Annotated in this window: 13 protein-coding genes; 6 read left to right on the top strand and 7 right to left on the bottom strand. The window is 55.4% G+C overall.

The annotated features are described in order from the left end of the window. The first annotated feature begins 696 nt into the window (after positions 1-696). Positions 697-1122, top strand: coding sequence for a hypothetical protein (locus tag ACOVRA_RS03385; RefSeq protein ID WP_421719060.1), 426 nt, complete (start codon positions 697-699; stop codon positions 1120-1122). Positions 1123-1144: 22 nt separating this feature from the next. On the opposite strand, the gene dapB is transcribed toward ACOVRA_RS03385, so the two are convergent. After that, complete coding sequence (gene dapB, locus ACOVRA_RS03380; protein ID WP_421719059.1) at positions 1145-1951, bottom strand: 4-hydroxy-tetrahydrodipicolinate reductase; 807 nt, start codon at positions 1949-1951, stop codon at positions 1145-1147. 206 nt (positions 1952-2157) lie between these two features. On the opposite strand from dapB, the gene ACOVRA_RS03375 reads away from it, so the two are divergent. Both ACOVRA_RS03375 and ACOVRA_RS03370 read left to right on the top strand, forming a co-directional pair. Then, positions 2158-2775: a hypothetical protein gene (locus tag ACOVRA_RS03375; RefSeq protein WP_421719058.1), complete on the top strand. Its 618-nt coding sequence runs from the start codon at positions 2158-2160 to the stop codon at positions 2773-2775. 35 nt (positions 2776-2810) lie between these two features. Then, the gene (locus ACOVRA_RS03370) at positions 2811-3194 is read left to right on the top strand and encodes a hypothetical protein (RefSeq protein WP_421719057.1); all 384 of its coding nucleotides are present in this window, start codon (positions 2811-2813) and stop codon (positions 3192-3194) included. A 91-nt stretch (positions 3195-3285) separates the two neighbouring features. Here the strand turns inward: ACOVRA_RS03370 and ACOVRA_RS03365 are convergent, their stop codons facing one another. Together ACOVRA_RS03365 and ACOVRA_RS03360 are read right to left on the bottom strand one after the other, a co-directional pair. Further along, on the bottom strand, positions 3286-5058 hold the full coding sequence (locus ACOVRA_RS03365) for an alpha/beta hydrolase (RefSeq protein ID WP_421719056.1): 1773 nt from the start codon (positions 5056-5058) through the stop codon (positions 3286-3288). 155 nt (positions 5059-5213) lie between these two features. Then, positions 5214-6164, bottom strand: a complete 951-nt coding sequence (locus ACOVRA_RS03360) for an AraC family transcriptional regulator (protein WP_421719055.1) — start codon at positions 6162-6164, stop codon at positions 5214-5216. A 131-nt stretch (positions 6165-6295) separates the two neighbouring features. Between ACOVRA_RS03360 and ACOVRA_RS03355 the strand changes: the two genes are divergently transcribed. Continuing rightward, on the top strand, positions 6296-7132 hold the full coding sequence (locus ACOVRA_RS03355; RefSeq protein WP_421719054.1) for an SDR family oxidoreductase: 837 nt from the start codon (positions 6296-6298) through the stop codon (positions 7130-7132). Positions 7133-7180: 48 nt separating this feature from the next. Here ACOVRA_RS03355 and ACOVRA_RS03350 read toward each other — a convergent pair whose 3' ends face one another. From ACOVRA_RS03350 to ACOVRA_RS03335, 4 genes are read right to left on the bottom strand one after another with little or no spacing between them, the layout of a single operon-like run. Then, complete coding sequence (locus ACOVRA_RS03350) at positions 7181-8431, bottom strand: exo-beta-N-acetylmuramidase NamZ family protein (RefSeq protein ID WP_421719053.1); 1251 nt, start codon at positions 8429-8431, stop codon at positions 7181-7183. Positions 8432-8467: 36 nt separating this feature from the next. Beyond that, entirely contained in the window at positions 8468-10111 is a 1644-nt protein-coding gene (locus ACOVRA_RS03345; RefSeq protein WP_421719052.1) for a HAMP domain-containing sensor histidine kinase, read from the bottom strand. 26 nt (positions 10112-10137) lie between these two features. Then, a complete protein-coding gene (locus ACOVRA_RS03340; protein ID WP_290802443.1) occupies positions 10138-10872 on the bottom strand; it encodes a response regulator transcription factor in 735 nt (244 codons plus the stop codon). A gap of 33 nt (positions 10873-10905) precedes the next feature. Next, positions 10906-12480, bottom strand: coding sequence for a DUF4153 domain-containing protein (locus ACOVRA_RS03335; RefSeq protein WP_421719051.1), 1575 nt, complete (start codon positions 12478-12480; stop codon positions 10906-10908). A gap of 449 nt (positions 12481-12929) precedes the next feature. Here ACOVRA_RS03335 and ACOVRA_RS03330 point away from each other — a divergent pair, with 449 nt between their 5' ends. Continuing rightward, complete coding sequence (locus tag ACOVRA_RS03330) at positions 12930-14183, top strand: tyrosine-type recombinase/integrase (RefSeq protein ID WP_421719050.1); 1254 nt, start codon at positions 12930-12932, stop codon at positions 14181-14183. Positions 14184-14905: 722 nt separating this feature from the next. Next, positions 14906-15799 carry a hypothetical protein gene (locus ACOVRA_RS03325; RefSeq protein ID WP_421719049.1) on the top strand — a complete coding sequence of 298 codons (894 nt, stop codon included), beginning with the start codon at positions 14906-14908 and terminating at the stop codon, positions 15797-15799. The last annotated feature ends 333 nt before the right edge of the window (positions 15800-16132 follow it).

The raw sequence follows: 16132 nt of genomic DNA, 5'->3' as shown, positions 1-16132 counted from the left end.
GAAGATCATGAGCCCTCCTCGGTGGTGACATTTCCCCCGCCTAGTACGTAAAGGCCTAAACACACTTGAGGCTACCCGCGAGGTTGGACCAAGCCTATTGAAAGACCTGACCTCCGGCTTCACACGGCAGTCGGGCTCAAGCACACCGGGCATAAGGACGAGCTAATCCTTATGAAAACACGAGGCAGCCACGTCTGCCCCGATTAACCCCGCTTACCCATCCCCAACCGGTGTCACCGCTGCAGCAACAACGCCCTCTCGTCGGAGATGGGCTTAGGTTACGGGCGGTTTGGTGAGAGGGGGATAAGTTTTTATCTATTCGCACTCCCCTCGCCCCTCAGGGGGAGAGGGGTCGGGGGTGAGGGGGTATCTGCGCAAGGGCGCGTTGCTACGTGCAATGAAGGCCTCCGCAACGCGCACTCAAAGATTTTCGGTGAAAGGCTGAATGACTAGATTTTGTGAGTTTAAGGCCCTCACCCCCGTCCCCTCTCCCAGTGGGAGAGGGGAGAGACCCCGCCTGTCGACCTATAGGTCGACCCCAAAGGGAGAGGGGCCCTTAAAGCGCACGCCGGAAAGCTCCTCATCATGAAGCCTAATTAATCCAACCGGGCATTGACCTTACCGTGTAATCGCGGCCAATTTTATGTCTGAGGCGGTGCCCTTCGCTTGGGTGTAGACCGATATTGAGGTGGCGATATGGTAGAAAGCTCGAAACGGGACTTAGGCTTGGGATTTATGGCGACGCTCGCGTTGGCGACCTCATCCCCAGTGCAAGCAAAAGCGGCGTTGCCTAGCGCAGCATCCTTCGAATTGACCTTCCTGAAAGCCACGGATGGCGACACCGCGTCGCTCTGCCGCTTCATCACGCAAAACTGGTTCGAGATGGATAAGATCGCTGTCGAAAGGGGCCTGATGACAGAGTATCGGTTGTTGCGCTCAACGGGGGCTGATCCGGATTGGGATGTTCTGGTTATCGTTGGCTATCCCAATGTAGATGGCTATTCCGGCATCACCAAAGAGTTTGAGGCCATAAGGGCTGCCCACACCACCGTGCCCGTGAATGGCAAGACCTTGCGGCAATTGGGGACGATTGTATCCACCAGAAGACTTGTGCCGGGGTGACGGAAATCTCGCTTGCCGCCCCCTACAACCCCAACACATCCGACATCGCATAGAGGCCGGGGTTTTGGCCTGCGGCCCAGCGGGCGGCGGCCAGTGCGCCTTTGGCAAAGATGGCGCGGTTGAGGGCGGAATGGCTGAAGCGGATGACCTCATCTTCGCTGGCAAACATCACCTCATGCTCGCCAATAATGCCGCCACCACGGGCGACGGCATAGCCGATCTCGCCCGCTTTGCGGGCAGCAGTCACGCCGTGACGGTCATAGACAGCAACTTCGGTGTGGGATACCCCGCGGCCATCGGCGGCGGCTTGGCCCAGCATCAAGGCGGTGCCCGAAGGTGCATCGACTTTCCGGCGATGATGGGCTTCGAAGATTTCGATATCCCAATCCGGCCCTAAACGTTCAGCGGCCTGCTTCACAAGGCCCATCAATAAATTGATACCGAGCGAGAAATTGCCACTGCGTACGATGCAGAAGTGCTGGGCGGCTTCGGCGATCTGGGCTTCTTGGGCAGGCTCAAACCCCGTCGTGCCCAGCACGATGGCCTTCACGCTATTGGCTTTGAGGGCGCTCAGTGCCGCGAGCGAGGCCGCAGGTGTGGTGAAGTCAATCCAGACTTGGGCGGTCTTGGCTGCTGCAAGCGGGCTATCGACGCAAAATACGCCCAAAGCTTCGCCGCCCGCCAATAGGCCTAGATCGCTGCCCAGTGACGGGCTGCCCGCCCGCTCACTGCCGCCAACAAGTTGAAGGCCCGCGTCGTCGCCTGCTGCGGCGATCAAAGCCCGACCCATGCGACCGGCCGCCCCGGCTATGGCTAGTTGAATACTCATGCTCCACCGATAGTCTGAGCGTGGTCAGGGATGCAAGGGCCATGACCCTTATAAAGGGGGGAAGGTCTAGGCTGTGCCGCAATTTTTCAATTTAGAACGGCTTTGCCACTGCCTGTGCCTTTGCAAGGGTTGCAGATAGGCCTCAGGCTCAATCTGCATCGAGACTATTTGAGGCGTCGCTTGACGACGGTGCACGGCTGCTTACTATGTTTGCATCATTTGATTTGGGGGGCGGTCGCATGTTGTTTAAGTCCATTAGAACTCGCCCCACATTTGTGATGGCAATAAAATTGTTCGCGATTGCTGCCGCATCCTTAATCGCCTCTAGCCCTAATGCCGCGCTCGCTCACACCCGCTTTCAAACAGATGACGCCGTTGCTGCAACCAGCTCTTCAGCCGGAGAAGGAAAGCAAACGCTTCGCAGCCCAGAAGCTTTCCTTTCTGGTTTCAAGCAGATGGGGCTAACTGCCAGTTTAAATACTGAAGATCCCAAAATGCCTGCGATCGAAGTAGATTTAAACGGTGAGACAATCATGGTCAGCTTTAGTGACTGTGATGCCAAAGGTTGCAACTTTGTGCAGCTTCTGGATTGGGCCATTGGTTTGTCAGACAAGCAAGTCAACGCCATCAAGGCTAGGTCGATTACAACTGAGCAATTTAGTCACCCTTTGTGGCTTGAAGCTGATAAAGTCATGGCTTTCTATAATTATCTTGTCATCGGCACAGACGGGGTCACAGTCCAAGCCCTGATCGAGAACATGGCCTATTTTATCGATACCAATGTTGAAATTTTGACGGCCACCTCAGATACGCCCAGCAAGTAGGGCAAACGACGTTCGGCCAGTCAAACCTGCAAAACGTGACCACGAACTTCGTGGCCGGAAACCAGGTTCAAGAAGGGATTTTCCCGGTCGCCAGCGGTGTCGCGCGCTATTATGGTGCGGTGCCTCTTAAGCCTGCTGACGCAACCAATTATGGTGTCGGCTTCATTCTGCGGCCATTTACCGGAACCTCGCTGACGGTTGATCTCGACGTGAGCTATACGATCGCTGAGAAATACACGGTCACGATTGGTGCGCAGAACCTGTTCAGCACCTATCCAGACAAGATTGCTCAATCCTCTACCATCAATGTGTTCCCAATCAGCGGCGGTCTTGCCGATGGTCAGGTCTATCCCCGCAGCGGTGGTCTATTCGGCATGAATGGCGGCTTTGGCTATGTTAGCTTGAAGGCCAACTTTTAAATCCATCTGACCCTTGGTCAAAAGAAAGGCGGGAAAGCTTTGGCTTTTCCGCCTTTTTTGTTTGGCGATCTGAAGGGCTGCTAGCCCCGCCTCACTCAAAGGTGATGGTGATCACGACGCGGCGGTTCAAAGGTTCCTGTGCGCCAGAGGTTTGCGGCACGGCAGGTTGTTCGGCTCCGGCGGCCTCAATCTGGATCATCGAAGGCAATAGGCCTCGCAAGATCATGGCATCACGCACCGCTTCGGCACGGGCGTTGGCCAGTTTCAGGTTTGAGGTGACACTGCCGCTTTGGTCGGTATGGCCTGCCAGTTTGATGGATTTTACAGGGCAACCCTGATCAAGCCGACCCAAAAGAACTTCGACCTTTGCCACTTCTTGCGGAGTTAGTTCGGCCGAATTCAGGCCGAAATATACCGTCTCTGTCACGCTGCGGCACACTTGCATGGGCGGAGGTGGCGGCGGAGGCGGCGGTGGCGGCGGCGGCGGAGGTGGTGACGACGGCATAGGTTGTGGCGGCGGTGCCGAAGTTTGAGGTGCTGAGCCTCTAGGCGTCTCCGATGACACGGGCACCGTTTTGCGCGTCAGGCTGCATTCGCTATCAGAGGATTGCAAGCCAGCTTCCAAATCATAATAGGGCAGGCCATCCCCTTTGCGACGGGTGAGCTTTAGCGCGCGATCGCGCAGCGGCAGGTCCAAAAGCGTGCAGCGGATATCATTGAGAATGAAAGGTCTGTCGGAATAATAGCCATGACCCAGACCAAATAATTCGGTTGCGACGTTAGACGCGTCAATCGTCGTGAAGCGCTGATCCTTTCGGATGTAAGGTGCGCCATTATTGGCATCCCCCAATCGATGTTCGACATTCCAATTGAGTGGCCAGCCCTGAACCAAACGCGAGGCAACCAAGGCGCGGTCACCGCTTGAGGCATAGATCACCACATTGGGCTCAATGGCCTCAAACTTGCCAACGGCTAAGTCAAACACCGTGGTTTCAACATCGGCAGCGGCCAGAATGACGCGGAACTCAATCTTATGATCTGGATGGGTCTTCAGATAATCAGCGGCAAAGTCTTGCAAGGCGCGGGTGAGCACGCGGTTGCCCATCGAGTGGGCCAGAATATTCACCCGCCGCAGTTTGGGATTTGCGGTGATCATGTCGAGGAACTCAGCCAGTCGCGGCGCGGCACCCAGAGAGTCTTTGCGGTCTGAATAATAATGCCAAGGTGCCACTTGGCCGTCCGACGGCCAACTGAACAAGATAGGCGCACCCGGTCGGAAGGGCGTGGCCTCGTTGGGGTTGGCGAGATCGACATAAAGCTGGGCGGCATTGATCAGGGCGTCATCAAACTTCACATTAAAGCCATGCACGAACAACAGGATGCTATCATCCTCATCGGCCACCGCACGGGCAAGCTCTGTTGTAAAAGCTTGTGTCTCCGTAGCCGTGATCCGCGTGACAAATACGTATTTTTCCAGCTCGCTTTGCTCTTTTGGAGGCGTGCCAGTAAGTTTTGGCATCGTGCCACGCTCACGCGTGCCACCCTTCTCCTTTAGGATGGGCAGCCACACATCGGCCCGACCAACAACCAACTGATCGCCCGCCTCATTGGAAAATGCGGCGACATCCCGCGCTTGTCCGGCTACGTCTGGTGCTTTGGTTTGAGTCAGGATCGCGCGGTTGGTGCCGTAAAAGACGCGGACACAATCGACATTGGCTTCCAGCGCCTGACAATCCTTTGGAAATTCAGGGTGGCGCGTGACGCTGGCACATCCTGCTAGGACTAGGAGAAGGGCAAGGCCCGCGATTTTGGCTGCAAACTTCATCATTATAGGCCCGGCAATCAGTGGCACTGGTGTAACCATCAAGCTACACCAGTGTTGTTGGCTTGCAATGGGTGAATGCTGTTGCGAAAACGGCATCCTTGGGTTGGCTGGGCCCGTGATGGGACGCCAGGCTGTCAATTAGAGGGATGGCTAAGGCCGTCTTCGTGGAACGTGTCAAAGCACGCCCCCCCCCTTCACCCCGCGCGCATTTTCCAAGGCGAGGCCTGATCCAGCTTGGCCTGACGGCGGAAGTCACTGGGGGATTGGCCGACGATTTTTTTGAAGACTTTGGAGAAGCTGAAGGCGTCACTGAACCCCACGGCGCGCGCGACATGCTCCAGCGTGTGGTCAGCTTCGGATAGGAGGGTCATGGCCTTTTGCACGCGCAAGGTTCGCAAATAGCTTAAAGGCGTGTCGCCCATCGTGCGGCGAAACCGCTCGGCCAACAGGGTGCGCGACAGGCCAGCGTGCTTTGCAAGTTCTTCCAGAGTCCAACCCTGCGCGGGATCTTCATGCATGACACTCACCGCTTTGCGGATCTGTAGATCGGCGATCCCTTGGCTCCAGCCTGCGCGGGCATGGCCCTGTTGGTCCACCATCTCGCGCACCAGATAGGTGAAGATCACATCGAGCAAGCCATAAATAATGGTCTGCCCACCCATGGATGGCTTGCTCAATTCCTCGTCCAACAGGCCAATCGTCAAGGTGAGGGGGTGGAATTTGGACAGGCTTTGGCCGTCCAGCACAAACCAAGCAGGGATTTCGCGAAACAGAGCGTGGACTGGGTCGTGCCAGAATTGATAGGCCCCACTGATCAGCGTGCTGGTGCCGGGCGAGGGGCTATAGGCCAAGGGTATCGCCGCCAAGTCGCCCGTAACGGAACGGACTTGGGCTGGGTCATAGTTGGGCGAGGTGCTGAGCACATGGGTGCACCCGCGCGCCATCAGGGCAACCGAGCCTGCCTCCAGCGCAATGGGTTCTTGCAAGCTGGCCGAGTGAATATAGGCCCGCCCACGCGTGACGACATGCAGGCCCATGCTCTTCTCGCACGGAAACTGCAGCGGTGTTTGCGCGTCTAAACTGCGGAGGTCCAACAGGCGGCGCTTCAGGCCCGCTTCATGCAAAATGTCGGTTAGAAGGTCCATCGTCTTTGCCTTTTCACGCGTGTACCCTTCATATATCCGGACGCATTGACATGAAATTCAGTATATTCGCCATTCTTCATCCCATTCTGGGCGACTAAATGCAAGTCACCAACTCAGGAAGGAAAATGTATATGTCTAAGATACTTGTGATCGGTGCCAATGGCACGGTCGGCTCGCAACTGGTTCGGCTTTTGTCAGATCAGGGCCATGACGTCGTGCGCACCACGAGCCGCGCGCCGGAAACGGCCCAAGATGTCCATCTCAATCTGGCTACGGGTGAGGGGCTTGCCACGGCGTTTGACGGCGTCGAAGCTGCTTTCATGCTCTCACCCCCTGGCTATACCAACCAAAACGAACTGCTCAATCCGGTGATCGACCAAGCTTTGGCCAGTGGGGTTAAAAAGATTGTCCTAATGACGGCGATGGGGGCTAATGCCGACGAGACTGCCCCCTTACGACAGGTAGAGCGCCACCTCGAACAATCGGGCCTCGCCTATAACATCATCCGCCCCAATTGGTTCATGCAGAACTTCCACACCTTTTGGATTCAGGGCATTTTGGAGCAGGGCAAAATCCTATTGCCGGTCGGCAAAGCCAAGGGCAGCTTTATCGATGCGCGCGATATTGCGGCGGTGGCGGCGGTGCTGCTCACCAGTCGCGACCATGACAATCAGGAGTTTGATCTGACCGGGGGTGAGGCGCTCGATCATGACGAAGCCGCAGCCCTCCTATCAAACGCCACCGGCCGGACCATCGTCTATGAAGAGGTTTCCGAGGAGGCGATGCTGGCCCAGCTTCTCGCCGCTGGCCTGCCGCAAGACTACGCCAACTTCCTGCTCACCATCCTTGGCTTCTTCAAGGCAGGCTATTCAGAAGCCATTACCCCTGCGGTTGAGGCGATTACAGGCGCAAAGCCCCGAACCTTTGCCGCTTATGCGCATGACTTTAAGGACGCTTGGAAGGTTTAGGGGCGTCTAGGCCGGGTCGCCCCCCGCGGGGCGATCCGTGTGCCTGCCCTAATACAACAGCCTGCGAGCCCGCTTTAGCTTAAAGGCTGACAGCTCTGCCTGCCATCGCGTCTTTATGCCGTCGAGGCTTTCGCCCGCAACAATCGCCTCGCGCAGCCACGACACACCGGCCAGCTTATCGAAGAAGGGCGGATTGCCGGGCAAGAAGGAAAAATCCTTGCTGTGGTGACGCGCGACCTCGAGCAAGACCGCGATTCCGGTGTCGACTGGGGCCAAGGCTGTGCGATCTGTGATGTGGATTTGCACGCCCGCGCACATTTGGCCCTGAAACTTGGAGAAGGACGGCGTAAACCAAGCGGGCCGGAAGTGCGCGCCGGGTAAATTGCGCCGGTTCAGGCGATCGGCAAGCCCATGTGCATCGACAAAGGGCGCGCCAATCAGTTCAAATGGCTTGGTCGTCCCCCGCCCTTCAGACAGGTTCGTGCCTTCGATCAGGCAGGTGCCGGGATAGGTGAAGGCGGTGTCGATTGTCGGCATATTGGGTGAAGGCGACACCCATGGCAGACCAGTCAGCGCGGCATCATCCCCGCGTCGCCAATTGGCGCATGTCACCACGCTAAGGTCACAACCAATGGCGAAATCCATATTCATCATCGTTGCCAATTCGCCCATGGTCATCCCATGGCGAATGGGGATGGGATAAGCGCCAACAAAGCTTGCTAAGCTAGGGTCCAAAACCGGTCCTTCGACCCTTGTGCCGCCAATCGGATTGGGCCGGTCGGCCACGATGACGCCAATCCCGGCTTCTCGCGCAGCTTGCATGACCAACGAAAGCGTCCATGGATAGGTGTAAAAGCGTGCGCCAATGTCTTGGATATCAAAGACCAACACATCCAGCCCGGCGAGCATGGCAGGCGTTGGTTTGCGGGTGGCCCCATAGAGGCTGAAGGCTGGCAGGCCTGTGCGTGCATCAACGCCGTCGGCCACGGCTGCGCCCGCTTGCGCATCGCCCCAAACGCCATGTTCGGGTCCAAATAGGGCCGCTAGCTTAAAGTCTGTCGCCCCGGCCATGAGACCGATGGCGCTTTCGAGTTCACGATTGACCCCGGTCGGATTGGTGATCAAGCCAACGCGCTTGCCCGCCAAGAGTGCGCGTTTGGGACCTAATAGGACTTCAAGGCCCGGGATCACGCGTCCTGTCCGCATGTGAGACTTTGCAGGTGTGCCACTCGTGACAGCGCTCGCCGCAGCGACGCCCACAAATCCGCGCCGGGAAAAATTCCTGATGAGTTGAGCCAACAACACCTCCCGCTGCACAAGCTTGATCCGTCCAGACTAGGCTGGTCTAACCGATTGCAACCGCAAGACAAAGGTCACCGGTCCGTCGTCTGGGAGTAGGTCCAAGCTGCCACTGTATCCCCGCGCGAGTGATCGCGCGATGGAAAGGCCCATGCCGGTCCCACCACGTGTTCGCTTGCTCGTGAAGAAGGGTTCGAAAATCCGGTCTTTATCGGCCTCTGGGATCAAGGGGCCATTATTAGCAAAGCGAACTTCGACCATATCTTGGGATTGCTCGAGCGAAACCTCCACCAGTCCTGCACCAGCTTGGCGCGCGTTTTCCAGAAGGGTCATCAAAATGGCCTCCAAGGTTGGTCCATCGATGGCGGCGAAAACGGCCGAAGCAGCCAAGCTTTTTGGTCCAACAATTTGGAAATGTTCGCTGGACAAACTGTCCGCCACGACCGTGAAGGCGTCAACAATTCTGGTGGCGGCGTCGACATCAATGGCCTGCATGTCGGCGCGTGCTAAATCTAATAGGCGCGAAACCAAGTGGGATAATCTGCCTGTATCGGCCGCCATATTGGCGAGAAAAGTTGCCCGCTCTTCTTTCGTCATTGTGGCTTCGTGATCTTGCAACAGCTCGATTGCCCCGCGTAATCCCGCCAAGGGCGTCTTAAACTCATGGCTGACGGAGGCGGCAAAGTCGCGCAGATAGCGGGACCTTTGATCAATGCTTTGGGCCATGGCGTCAAAGTCTTCATAGAGGGTTCGGATTTCGACGACTTGCAGTGCCGATCCCATGGGCGTTTCTCGCTTACCTTTCGCCAAGGCACGGCTGGCGGTCGAAAGAGACTCCAACGGCCGTACAATGGCGCGCCCAAGTACGGCAGACAAACCGATGAGCAGAATGAAAATCCCAATAACGCCAATTGCGATCTTGCCCCGATCCTCATAAATGCCACGCAATAGGGCTCGCGGTGAGCGCGACACCAAGACGACCCCAACGACCTCGCCATTCACCCGTATGGGCCTTGCATGATGGAGACGGATATTTGCCGCTTGGCTGAACACCTCCAGAATCGTGCGACGGTGATAGGTGGTGTTTAATCGCAGGACGGTCTGGGGCCGCCCCGCCAAAGCTTCCTTCACTTCGGGCAAGGATTGATAGCTGCCTTGGCGACCGGGGAAGTTCAGTAAAGCCCCATTGCGGTCCAACAACAGGATCGAAGATAGGGTCACCCGCTTGGTTTCTTCGATTGCAGGTGCCAAGCGCTTGGCGGCTGCCAGCGCATCTGTGTCGGGGGGCGCTGTTAGCGGCGTGGCTTTAGGTCGTTCGGCAAGAATTGGTGAGGCGCGCAGATCAATTGCGGTAGACACATCTTGAACGCCGCCCACCACATCGGTTGGGTAGGAAGTGTGCGCGTTGAGGTCCTGATCGCGCGATCTTGGCATCTCGGGTCGGGCTGCCCCGTCTGTTCCAGAGGCCGCGTTGGCTGAGGACGGACGGACAGGCCATACAATTGCGGCAGCTGCGGCAATGGCTGCACTTTGCGCAATCAGTTCAGCTTCGGTTCGGCGGACAAGGGCATTCTCATAGACGCGCAGAAAAATGGCGCTTAAGCCCGGCAAAGCTGCGACGAACAACATCACGCCAAACAAAATAGTTCGTAGCCTTAGGATCGGCCAAAATCGAACCATGAGAGACTTTATCGGCCCAAACACACTCATGTGCTATCGCAACTGCCGATCGCATAGCCAATGGCCGTCCGCGTCTCGATGATATTGGGGCAGCCCACATCGGCAAACTTGCGCCGCACATTGCGAACATGGCTGTCGATGGTTCGATCTGAGACGGCAAAGCCCGGCCCGTGCAGTCGATCAATTAATTGGTCACGCGTGAACACGCGGGCTGGGGCCTGCATCAGGGTTCGTAGCAAGGTGAATTCGGTTGCAGTCACAGGGACTTGGCGATCTTGCCAAAAGGCCGTCCAACTGTCGGACTCGAGGCGTGCAGACCCATGGCGCACACTTGGTCCGCCCGATCCGGTGGACAGATTAGGCGTGGACTTGTCTGAATTATGTGGAGATGGCTGGCTGGCGGCCCGTCTCAAGATTCCGCCAACACGCGCAACGACTTCGCGCGGAGAGAAGGGCTTAACCACATAATCATCGCCACCAAGCTCAATTCCCAAGATGCGATCAATCTCGTCATCGCGGCTTGAGAGAAACAGAATGGGAAGATTGCCTTGCGCCCGCACCCGCCGGCAAACTTCCAGTCCATCCATCGTCGGCATCGTAATGTCCAAGATCATCAGATCTGGATTTTCGTTGGTGACGACATCTAATGCAATCGCCCCATTCTCTGCCTCGCGTGTTTGATACCCCGCCTTTGCCAATGCAAACACCAAAAGCTGGCGGATATGCGGGTCATCATCCACGACAAGAATAAGTTGGTCCATGTGTTCCATGTTCATCGCTTCCAGCTCTTGATGTCAATTCCCGGGATGAGCGGCTTGGGGATTATAGGTGGATGCTGGGTTTGGCATTGAATAGGCGATTAGCTTGCCATCGCAGCCCCGATCACCCGGCCCCAAATCAAGCGCCGGCAGACTTGCGACAGCCCGTTTCGCCGCGGCCACATTGTGCTTTAGACTCCAGGTCCAAGCCATATTGCGCAATTCGGCCTCTTCTGAGCGCTGAATATTTCCTCGGACGAACCTCACGCGCTTCTGGAACTCCTGCGGCAAAGGCCTTTGTTCGAGCGACACGAGTGGCAGGATAGCGCCCGAACCCAATGTGCCCATGTAACACAAGTCCAACTCAACGCCCCTACCTCCGGCCTCTTTGGCGTGGGTAACATTCCATTGCGCGGCAATCGCGCGCGTATCGACAAAGCAGAAGCCGGTTAGAACTAGGCCCGCCGCCCATAAGTTTGCATTGATAAGCCAGCTACCAGACTTTGCGCGCAAAAGCCGCCAGCAAATTAAAGCCAAACCGACGCCGACCAAAACCATCCAAGCCAAGGCTGCAATGCGCAATTCCGTCAGGCTATAAGCCTCAACATAGTCCCAGGTCCGAATGATGGATGAGACAACCAGCAAAACATTCTGGGCAATCCAAGCACTGACCAATCGGCGCGCCCGTTTATCTTGTGCGGCTTCACTGCTGGGTCCCATCAACACCAGCACGAACAAGCCGGCCAATAGGGCAGTTACGATCAAGGGATACGCACCGCGATGGGCATATTGGGCTAAAGTCACGTCATCTGGCAGGGGCACAAGGCCGCTCATGAATGCGAGGTCCATGCCATTTTGCATCAAGAACAAGCCATTGAAGACAACGAGCGACAAAAGGATGCTCGCTAAGGCGGGTGCCTTGATTGACTGAGGCGTCACTTCAGGCGTCGCAACTCGTGGCCCTCGGCGCCGCCAAGGCCGAAATAGGGTCCAAATCAGCGTCCCGATCATGAACCAGATCAGCCCCCGACCTGCGAGCTCGGCGTCTAAGGCAGGTAAAGAAATTTGGGCAAAGAGGTGCTCCAGCACGGGATTGGCTTGAACAAAGAGCCCTAAGAAGACGATGCCGCCGATAACGGGCAAGGCGAGAAGTTGCGTGACTGCGAGCACATTGAGTTTAGATTTTTCGGACCGCTTCCGGGCTTTGGCGACCCGACCAACATCCATTAGTGGGGTGAAGGGCGAGGCCAAACCATGCACGGCCAAGCGCCAGAGCCATTGCCAACCATCTTTCAAGTGACTGGCAAACGGCATCAAAGCCGCGATGCTGATGGCCGTCCAAAACAGAACAAAGGATAGGAGGCTGCCGTAAAGCACAATGGCGGTACAATAGATCGCCGTTGCGATGATTGCCCCAATTCCATATCGCGAAGACATGATCGTGGGCCGAACCAGTATCAAGCCCGCAAGCAAGGCTAACCCATAGAGACCTAAATTCCCTAAGCCAAAGCTCTGTTGCCAGAACATCCAGTCCCAGATGAAAACCAGAATTGCAGCCGTTGCCAGCTTTCCAAGAAAGCCATGCCGCTTCCATACGCCTAATCGATCCATCGCGCGCTCCTCGCCGTTTGAGCGCACACTTTGCCTCTCCAACATGCAGGGCGAATGCCAACCCTATGCTGATGCTCTGCATTGGCTGTGCAGAAATTGTGCAGGACGATCTCCAAAGTAAGGCCGCAAAGCAGACCGGAGCAGCCATTTGCTCACACGCAGCCTACGCCCAACTTGGGAGTTGTTTTCGAACTTGATTTCATCGGAAAAAATGGTGGAGCCAAGGGGAGTCGAACCCCTGACCTCTTGAATGCCATCAGGAGGTCAAGCATTTTCCGGCTTTTTCCAACTTTTGTATAATTATATGATTTATTTATCTTTTATAGAAATTTGACACGTCGTCATTTTCCTGAAAATACCCTCGAATTCCCTCCCGTTGGTATCGGGGTGGTATCGGCGTGACCTCTTAAACGATTGCATAAGAGGTCCAGGGGGTTTTAAAGTAAGCCATGCAAGATCGGGTAAAACTGACAAAACGATACATCGATGCGCAGACACCGGACCCAGAGAAAGAGCGCTGGATCTGGGACAGCGAAGTGCGTGGATTGTTCTTGCGCATCTATCAAAGTGGCGAGAAGCGCTTTGCAATGAAGTTCAGAGTTGGCCGTCAGCAGAAGGTCTTCACGATTGGGACCGTGGGCTCGCCCTGGACCATCGAGACAGCCCGCGAGCATGCCAAGGAGCAATTGCGCGACGCCTCCCTTGGTGTGGATCCGCAGAAGCGCAAGGCAGCGGCACGGGCAGAGCTCACGGTGTCCGAGCTCATTGATCGCTACTTGAAGGAAGGGCCAGCCGATAAGCCAAACAAACGTGCTGCGACCTGGGAGCAGGATCGATCTAGCCTGCACTCCCATGTCCGGCCTCTGCTGGGTAGTCGCATCGCTGCTCACCTGAAACCGTCTGATCTTGCAAAAGCTCAAAGCGAAATCGCGGCGGGCAAGACGGCGGTTTCCGCGTTGAGTGGCAAGAAGCGCGGGCGGCTCAATATAACGGGCGGCAAGACGACCGCATCGCGCTGCACCATCATTTTTCAAGCGATGATGGCTTGGGCCGTTAGTCGGAAGATTTTGGTTGCTCATCCCACATTGGGTGTGGTGCGCTACAAGATCGAAAAGCGCGAGCGCTTCATCAGCGTTGATGAAGTCCAAAAGATATTTGAAGCCACAGAGCGTCTCGAGAAGCGCGGTGAGGTCCGATCTGAATTCGGCCTCATCATTCGATTATTGATCCTGACCGGCGCGCGTCGAGGCGAGATCCAAGGCCTCCAGTGGCGTGAAGTCGATTTGGCTCGGCGCTCTATTGTTTTGCCCGATGCTAGATCAAAGACTGGTGCGCGCCGAATTCCACTATCCGATGCCGCTATCGAGGTTCTCGAAGGGATCAAACGGAACGGCGACTATGTCTTCCCGGCTAATCGCGCCAATGCTGCTTCCGGCCATACTGTCGGCCTACCTCGAGCATGGCGCGCTATCCGTGAAGAGGCAGGGCTTGATGATCTCCGGATCCACGACCTGCGACATTCGTTTGCTTCGTTTGCCGCGGAAGCTGGAGCAAGCCTGCAGCTGATCGGGAAGGCGCTAGGGCATACCCAAATGCGAACAACTGAACGCTATGCTCACCTTCGGGATGACCCCTTGCAGGCGTTGGTCAATGAGATTGGTGAACGGGTGAAAGCGGCGAAGAAGGTGCCTGCAGTCCAATAAGAGCATTGCGCTGAGTGCTTTGTTTGCAATGAGCCAAGGGCTGTCAGCGGGAAGGCATTCGCCCATTCTCGAAAGCAGACTGCTGAAGGGTCAGGCAATGGGTGCACTTCAAGTTGTTCTTCGATGCCAAAGTTTATGGCAGGATTTTACAAGGCTGGGTCAGCGGCAACCATGCCTTGGCTTTCCTCAGCTCGTCTATTTTGGCAGCGCCCAAAATCGCTGGCGCGCTCGTTATGTAAGAATGAGTTGGGCTTGTAGCCACTAGTGCGGCGGCTTCGGTGCAATTGCTTACGGGTCCGGGTTCAGCTTTTCGGCTTGACTTGTTGACGGCGTGGAGACTTCTGAACCCAGTTAAGATGACCCTGGTGTGAAATTTTTACGAATGGCGGAAATAGGGTTGACAGACGCGGCAGCCACCGTAGGATGTGTAAAGTCGCAAGAAGTGTTTTTTCAGTAGTCTATAGTTCACCGCCTTGCGGTACATGTTTTAACCGATGAGAGCGGGGCCTCCTTCGTCCATTATGCATTTCGATGGAGTGTCAGATTTTGGTTCAAAAGCACAGAAAACAGTTTAATGTATTGGACGCCGCGCTCAGGCGGGCTTTTGACCTGACGGATGTTAAGGCCAAGCAAATAGAAGTTTTCGTGCTGGATTGGCGGACGATTGATTTTGTGCGCTCGCCAGTTTCAAAGGCTACCTCTGAGGCGGGGAGGGAGCGGTGATGGCTACAGTTCAGAAATTACTTAAGTTTTCTTTGGCGCTGGTGGTGGTGTGCGCATCAGTTGTTGCGCTGGATACAGTAGTGTTTCAAATGCAGCTAAAAGAAACAGGCTCTGCGATCTGTAGTGAAAATTTTAGCAAACCAACTTGGTTGTCAACGCGTGTGAGTCAGAAAGCATACCCAGGAATGGCTCTGACTCCTGACCTCCCAACAGCAATGTTTTTCTTACCGACAGAGACTGAAAATGGGTTCCAGACCACTCGTAATTTTGAGCTTCAACACTCTGCTGAGGGCCTTGTTAGCAGTGACTATGATCGTTTTGCCGCAGACAAGTGTCAGTACTTTCGCATCGTTAAATTGAATTCCTCAGGTGATCCAGAAAATAACGATCAGCGATACGTTAACTATGAACGTGTACTTACCAATTATAGCGGCCTTTTTTTGTTTGCTGGAGCAAACAGAAATCAACAAGAGCTCACCGCGTCGGAATTTTCTATTTGGCGAAAACGTGGTTTCGCAAATACCCGATTTTTTGACATCACCGTGAACAAAACGGGGCGAAGCGTAGGTGGAATAACATGCGGCACTTATGGGTTCGCTGTGGATCACGGAACAAAAGATGAATTCGCTGGATTTCGAATTTCTAAAAACGGTGACGCCTCTAATTCGCGCTCATGGGCAGCAGACTACTTAGTAGAGAGGTATCTGCTGCGCGCAGAGATTTGTTCGTTCATGTTGTACACTAGATATAGTGCAATTTGGTCGCCCAGACCAACGTATTTGTCGAATTCAAGCATACTGCCAACAGATAATACAACACTAAATCGAATGATCTGGCACTACGATTTGATCCAGATCAGGCTTAACCAAATCTTCAATCGCGAGATTTCTTGAGGAACAACCGAGATGCCACCACCACAGGAAACTATTGGCACCATTGAAGTTCCTAGCACCAGGACAACACTTGGTCGTCGCGGACGTGCTAAACTCAATATCAAGATAGTACTGGAGGCACCTAGTAATGGAGGGCCAATTTCCAGCGCTCAAAGGGCAAATGGAGTGGCACTTCAACGCTTCATTCAAGGTCAGTTGCAAACTCGTGAATTTAACAGTCTTGTTGACACAATTCAGCAGGGTTTTTGGTCAAGAGGCGCTTTGGGGGCGAACCAAATAAGAGTTGTCGTCCACGATAGCAGTTTTGGACAAGATCCGACGGGCTGGCATGTG

It is taken from the genome of Aquidulcibacter sp., from assembly GCF_049239865.1.
In the GTDB taxonomy this organism is placed as follows: Bacteria; Pseudomonadota; Alphaproteobacteria; order Caulobacterales; family Aquidulcibacteraceae; genus Aquidulcibacter.
The sequence above is the reverse complement of the archived record's forward strand: the minus strand, read 5'-3'. Positions and strand labels throughout refer to the sequence as shown.